The organism is Nocardia veterana NBRC 100344 (assembly GCF_000308855.1).
GTDB classification, from domain to species: Bacteria; Actinomycetota; Actinomycetes; order Mycobacteriales; family Mycobacteriaceae; genus Nocardia; species Nocardia veterana.
In genome coordinates this window covers 1-7,334 of sequence record NZ_BAGM01000115.1, presented here as the reverse complement: position 1 = coordinate 7,334, position 7,334 = coordinate 1, and the positions used below count along the sequence as shown (strand labels likewise).

Sequence of the window (7,334 nt, the reverse complement as noted above, 5' to 3'; positions counted from 1 at the left end):
GGCACCCGCCGAGGGGGCCGAATCCGTGGTGGCGGCCGTGATGGCCGAACTGCTCGGCATCGACCGGCTCGGCGCCGACGACGACTTCTTCGCCGCCGGTGGTAATTCGCTGACCGCGACGCGGGTGGTCACGCGCGTCAATGCCGCGCTGGGCTGCGACCTGAACGTCGCCGAGATCTTCGGCGCCCCCACAGCCGCGCTGCTCGCGCGCGCCGCCACCGCCGGCGCCCCCGCAGCCGCGCCGCCGTTGACCGCCGGCCCCCGGCCCGAACGAATCCCGTTGTCCCTGGCGCAAACCCGGATCTGGCTGCTGAACCGCATCGACCCCGGCTCGGCGATGTACAACATCCCGTTCGCGCTGCGGTTGCGTGGCGAGTTCGACGCCGCGGCGCTGTCGGCGGCGGTGGGCGATGTGCTGGAGCGCCACGAATCGCTGCGGACCCTCTTCCCGGAAGACGCCGACGGGCCGGTGCAGCACATCCTGAACATCGCCGAGTGCCCACTCGCCACGTCCGCACGTGATGCGGCGGCGGCCGTCCCCGTCGTCGCGGTGGCGAACGCGGACGACCTCGACCGCGAGCTCGCCGCCGCGGCCGCCGCGGGATTCGATCTGCGCCACGACATTCCCGTGCGCGTCAGGCTGTTCCGGATCGCCGCCGACGACCACGTCCTGCTCGTGGTCGTGCACCATATCGCCGCCGACGGTGTGTCCACCGGTCCGCTGGCCCGCGATCTGGTCACCGCCTATGCCGCTCGGGCCGCCGGCGCCGCGCCGCGATGGCAGCCGCTACCGGTGCAGTACGCCGACTTCACGCTCTGGCAGCATGCCGTGGCTGGACGCGCCGACGACCCGAATTCTCGCTCGGCGCGGCAACTCTCGTACTGGCGCGCGGCCCTGGCCGACCTGCCCGAGCTACTGGAGCTACCCGGCGACCGGCCGCGCCCGCCGGTGGCCTCCGGCGCGGGTGCGGCGATCGAATTCCGGCTTCCCGCCGAGCTGGCGGCCGCGATCGCGGACACCGCTCGGCGCGCCGGGGTCTCGATCTTCATGGTGATGCATGCCGCCTACGCCACGATGCTGGCGAAACTGGCCGGAACCGACGACCTCGCCATCGGCACGCCCATCGCGGGCCGGTCGGAGCCGGCGCTCGACGATCTGGTCGGCATGTTCGTCAACACCTTGGCGCTCCGCACTCGGGTGCGCCCGCACGACCGGTTCACCGACCTGCTGACCCAGGTCCGGGATCGCGATGTTCAGGCCTTCGCCCATGCCGATCTGCCCTTCGATCGACTGGTGGAGGAACTCGCCCCGAGTCGTTCCCAGGCCTTCGCTCCACTGGTTCAGGTCCTGCTGTCCTTCGAGCAGCGCGCGACGACCGAACTGCGGTTGCCGCATCTCGAGGTCGACGAATACCCGCTGGCCAACCCCACCGCGCAGTTCGATCTGGCGCTGGCGCTGGCGGAGGTGGACGGGGATCGCGGCCGCGAATTCCACGCCGTCCTGCGCTACGCCACCGATCTGTTCGACGAGCCGACCGTGACCGCCTTCGGCCGGCGGCTGATCCGCCTGCTGACCATGGTGACCGCCGATCCGGAGATCCGCATCGGTGATATCGACCTGCTCGAGCCGGCGGAGCGATTGCAGGTCCTCGAACTGTGGAACGCCACCGACGTCGACATCGACGGCACCGCAACGCTTCCCGCGCTGTTCGAGGCGCAGTGCGCCCGCACTCCGCACGCACCGGCCGTCGCATTCGAGGGAACCACGCTGTCCTACGCGCGGTTCGCGCAGCGAGTGCACCGACTGGCCCGCTGTTTGATCGAAGCCGGCGTGGGGCCGGGCTCGCTGGTCGCCCTGCACATGCGCCGATCGTTCGACCTGGTGATCGGCGTCTACGCGGTCGGCGCCACGGGCGCCGGGTATGTTCCGCTCGATCCGGAGCATCCCGATGAGCGCAACCGCTATGTCCTGGAGACGGCGCGGCCGCACTGCGTGCTGAGCACCTCGGACGTCGCGCCGGTGGGAGCGTCACCGGAGGTGCCGGTGATCGAGATCGACCGTGTCGATGTGTCGGGTTTCGCGGACGGTCCGATCACCGACCGGGATCGGTTGCGGCCGTTGAGTGCCGATCATGTGGCGTATGTGATTTTCACGTCGGGTTCGACGGGTCGTCCCAAGGGCGTGGCGGTCAGCCATCGGGCGATCGTGAATCGGCTGGTGTGGATGCAGTCGGAGTACGGGCTGTCGACCGATGATGTGGTGTTGCAGAAGACCCCCGCGACCTTCGACGTGTCGGTGTGGGAATTCTTCTGGCCGTTGCAGGTCGGCGCGCGGTTGGTGGTGGCCCGGCCCGACGGCCATCGCGACCCGGCCTACCTCGCCCGGCTCATGACCGAGGCCGCCGTCACCACCGCGCATTTCGTGCCCTCCATGCTGGAAGTCTTCGTCGGTTCGGTGACCGCGCTGCCGGCGTCGTTGCGGCGGGTGTTCACTTCGGGTGAGGCGTTGGCGGCGGGTACGGCGGTGCGGTGGCGGGAGTTGGGTGGGGCGTCGTTGCACAATTTGTACGGTCCGACCGAGGCTGCGGTGGATGTGACGTTCCATGCGGTGTCGGTGTCGGATGTGGTGTCGGTGCCGATCGGTCGTCCGGTGTTCAACACGCGGGTGTATGTGCTGGATGGGGCGTTGCGTCCGGTTCCGGTGGGTGTCGCGGGCGAGTTGTACCTCGCCGGAACCCAATTGGCCGAGGGGTATCTCGCCCGCCCCGACCTCACCGCGGAGCGATTCGTCGCCGATCCGTTCCGAGCCGGGGAACGCATGTACCGCACCGGGGATGTGGCGCGCTGGCGCGCCTCGGGGGAACTCGACTACGTGGGCCGGTCCGATTTCCAGGTGAAGGTGCGTGGTCTGCGCATCGAACTCGGCGAAATCGAAGCGGTACTGCGGGATTGCGACGCCGTCGGCTCGGCCGCTGTGGTGGTCCGCGACGACGACCGCACCGGCGCTCGCATCGTCGGCTACGTCGTCGCCGAACCGGATCGTGAACTCGACACCGAGCGCCTTCGCAGCGAATGTGCCCGCCGGCTGCCCGAGTACATGGTGCCGGCCGTCATCGTGGCGCTGGCCGCCCTGCCGCTCAACGCGTCCGGCAAACTGGATCGAAAGGCGCTGCCGGAGCCGGACATCCGGGTGCGCGCCTATCGGGCACCCCGCACCCGGATCGAGCAGGCGGTGGCGGCCGTCTACGCCGAATTGCTCGGTCTGGACCGTGTCGGTCTCGACGACGACTTCTTCGCGCTCGGCGGTAATTCGCTGACCGCCACCCGCGTCGCGGCCCGGCTGGGGACGGAACTGGCGGCCGACCTACCGGTCCGGCTGATTTTCGATGCCCGCACCGTCGGTGAACTGGCCGCGCGCGCAGCGGAATTCGCCGGCCGCGGCAATGCGGTCGCGCTGGTCGCCCGGCCCCGGCCGGATCTGGTGCCGTTGTCGCCGGCACAGCAGCGGATGTGGTTCCTCAACCGGTTCGACCCCGGCCAGAGCCTGCACAACATCCCCGTCGCGCTGCGGCTCCGCGGCGCCCTCGATACCGCCGCCCTGGAGGCGGCGCTCGCCGACGTGGTCGCGCGGCACGAAACCCTGCGCACCGTCTATCCCGAAATCGGCGGCATCGGCTATCAGCAGATTCTGCCCGCCGACCACGCGCCGGTGCTGAACCGCTTGTACGGCTCCGATATCGCCGCGGTGATCGGCGCCTTCGTCGCCGAACCGTTCGATGTGACGGCCGAGGTGCCGCTGCGCGTGGGACTGCTGACGCCCGAATCCGCGGTGGCCGAACATATTCTGGTTCTCGTCGTCCACCACATCGCCGCGGACGGCTTCTCGATGGGACCGCTGGCCCGCGATATCGCCACCGCGTACGCGGCGCGCAGCGCCGGTGCCGCGCCGCACTGGGCCGCCCTGCCCGTTCAGTACGCCGATTACACCCTGTGGCAGCGGGAGGTGCTCGGCTCCGAAGCCGACCCCGACTCGGTGGCCGCACGGCAACTCGCGTTCTGGCGGGAACGGTTGCGCGGGCTGCCGCCACGGCTGGAATTGCCCACCGACCGCCCGCGCCCCGCCGTCGCCGGACATCGCGCGGCCACCACGACCGTCGATTTCGACCCGGCGCTGCGGAGCGGAATCGAGCAGGTGGCGGCACGCCACGACAGCACGCCGTTCATGGTCGTCCACGCCGCCCTGTCGGTACTGTTGGCCCGGCTGTCGGGCAGCGCCGACATCGCCGTCGGTGCGCCGATCGCCGGTCGCGGGGCCGCGGTCCTCGACGATCTGGTCGGCATGTTCGTCAACACCCTCGTACTGCGCACGGAAGTCGATGGGGCACAGCGCTTCTCCGACCTGCTGCGCGCGGTGCGCGAACACGATCTCGGCGCTTTCGCCCATGCCGACGTCCCGTTCGAGCGGCTGGTGGAGGTGCTCGATCCGCCCCGATCACAGGCCCATCATCCGCTGTTCCAGGTGGCGCTGTTCTTCCAGAACCTCGCACCGGTCGCGCTCGAGCTGGGTGATTCGACGGTCGCCGAGGTCCGGCTGGACACCGCGGTGAACCCCTTCGATCTGCAGGTCACCGTGACCGAGCGGGAGATCGGGTTCACCTACTCGACCGAACTGTTCGATCGCGCGTCGATCGAGGCGCTGAGTTCCCGATTCCTCCGGGTCCTCGCGGCGGTCGTCGCCGACCCGGATCGCATCGTCGGTGATATCGATCTGTTCGCCGCGGGTGAGCGCACCCGCGTGCTCGCCGAGTGGAACGATTCGGCCCACATTCGGTTCGGCGCCGAACTGCTGCTGGACGAATTCGAGGCCCAGGCCGCCAGCGCGCCGCAGCTGCCGGCGCTGCGCTACATCCCCGACGACGGCTCCGCGCCGACCGTACTGACCTACGGGGAGCTCGACAGTCGCAGCAATCGGCTCGCCCGGCATCTGATCGCGGCCGGGGTGGGCCCGGAGGCGCTGGTCGCGCTGGCCGTTCGCCGCTCGCCCGAGTTGGTGGTCGCGATGTACGCGATCCTGAAGGCGGGCGGCGCCTACGTGCCGATCGATCCGGGCCATCCCGCCCAGCGGATCGCCCACATTCTCGACACCGCCCGGCCGGCGGTGCTGCTGCGGACCGGCGATATCGCGGTGAATTTCGACGGGCCGACCGTCTCGGTCGACACCGTAGAGCTGGACGGCTACCCGGACGACCCGATCGCGGTGAACGAGCGAACGGCGCCGATGTACGCGACGCATCCGGCCTACGTCCTTTTCACCTCGGGCTCGACCGGAAAACCCAAGGGTGTCACGGTCTCACACGCGGCGATCGTCAACCAGATGAGCTGGATGCAGGCCGAATACCGGCTCACCGCCGCGGACGTGTACCTGCAGAAGACCGCCACCACCTTCGACGTGTCGCTGTGGGGCTACTTCCTGCCGCTGCGGGTCGGCGCGACCGTGGTGCTGGCCGCGCCCGACGGCCACCGCGATCCGGGTTACCTCGCCGATGTGATCGCCGAGAACAGTGTCACCGTCACCGATTTCGTGCCCTCGATGCTCAGCGTCTTCGCCGCCCAGGTGCGGCCGGAGCAGGTGCGGTCGCTCCGGCAGGTGTTCGTGATCGGCGAGGCACTGCCGGCCGAGACGGTGCGCGCGTTCGGTGCGGTCAGCTCCGCGCGGCTGCACAACCTGTACGGACCCACCGAGGCCGCGGTCTCGATCACCTACCGCGATGTGACCGGAGTGGTCGATCGGCCCGCCCTGCCGATCGGCCGCCCCGAATGGAACAGCCGTGTCTACGTGCTGGATTCGCGGTTGCAGCCGACACCGCCCGGTGTGCCCGGTGAGCTGTATCTGGCCGGTGTGCAGCTGGCTCGCGGCTACCACGGACGCGCCGACCTGACCGCCGACCGGTTCGTCGCCGATCCGTTCGTCTCCGACGCGGCAGGCGACGGGCCCGGCTCGCGCATGTATCGCACCGGCGACCTGGTCCGCTGGGACATCAGCGGTGCGCACCCGGAGCTGGTCTACCTGGGTCGTACCGACTTCCAGGTGAAATTCCGTGGTCAGCGCATCGAATTGGGTGAGATCGAGGCGGTGCTCGCGGCGGTACCGGGAGTCACCGCCGCCGCGGTGCGGATCGTGACCACCTCCGGCGGCGATCACCTGATCGGATTCGTCACCGCCACCGCGGATTCCGACCATCGGTCACTTCCGGCGGCGGCCCGTGCCGCCACGGCCGCGCAACTGCCGGGCTATATGGTTCCCTCGGCGGTCGTCGTGCTACCGGCGTTCCCGCTCAATGCCTCCGGCAAGCTCGACCGCGCCGCGCTACCCGATGCCTCCGATCCGCGGATCGCGGGCTTGTTCGGCGGTGGCGACTATCGGGAGCCGGCCACGGCCGCGCAACGACTGGTCGCCGAGATCTTCGCCGAGGTGCTGGGTGTCGAGCGAGTGGGCGCCGACGACGACTTCTTCACACTCGGGGGCAATTCCCTGGTCGCCACCCGAGTGCTGGCCCGGCTCGGTGAGCGGGTCGGCCGCCGGATTCCGGTTCGGCTGCTGTTCGAACAGCCCACCGTTGCGGGGCTGGCGGCGGCGCTGTCGGACGAAACCGTCGGTGCCCCAACCGATCTGCTGGTTCCAGCCGCCGTCGATCGGCCCGATGTCGTCCCGCTGGCGCCGGTGCAGCAGGGCATGTGGTTCCTCAACCGCCTCGATCCGGACTCGGCGGCCGACAACATCGCGGTCGCGGTGCGCATCCTCGGCGACCTGGACGAGGCCATGATGCGGCAGGCGTTCGCGGATGTGATCGCCCGGCACGAGGTGCTACGTACCTACTACCCGGTCGCCGCCGACGGTTCCGGGTGTCAGGTGGTGCTGACGCCGGCGGAAGCTCACGTGGACATGGATATTCGCGCCGATATGGCGGCCGTGGCCGACTTCGTCGCCGGCGGTTTCGATGTCACCGCCGCACCGCCGGTGCGGGCCCTGCTGGTCCGCGAATCGGCGGCCGGTCACGTCTTCGTGGTGGTCGTGCATCACATCGCCGCGGACGGCGCCTCGCTGGACCCGCTGCTGCGTGATCTCGTCGCCGCCTATCTGGCCCGCCGTTCGGGGACCGCACCGGCCTGGCCCGAACTCGGTGTGCAGTACGCCGATTACGCACTGTGGCAACGGCAATCGCTGGCCGAGGCGGAAGCCGAGCATCTGGAGTTCTGGACCCGGACCCTGGCCGACCTGCCCGACGAACCGGCGCTGCCCACCGACCGGCCGCGTCCACCGGTGGCCTCGCGGC

At 70.0% G+C, this 7,334-nt stretch carries 1 protein-coding gene; it reads left to right on the top strand.

Translation table 11 applies throughout. From position 1 onward, the window contains the following. A partial coding sequence (locus ON37_RS21900; RefSeq protein ID WP_040721884.1) for a non-ribosomal peptide synthetase occupies positions 1 to 7,334 on the top strand: 7,334 nt, incomplete at both ends.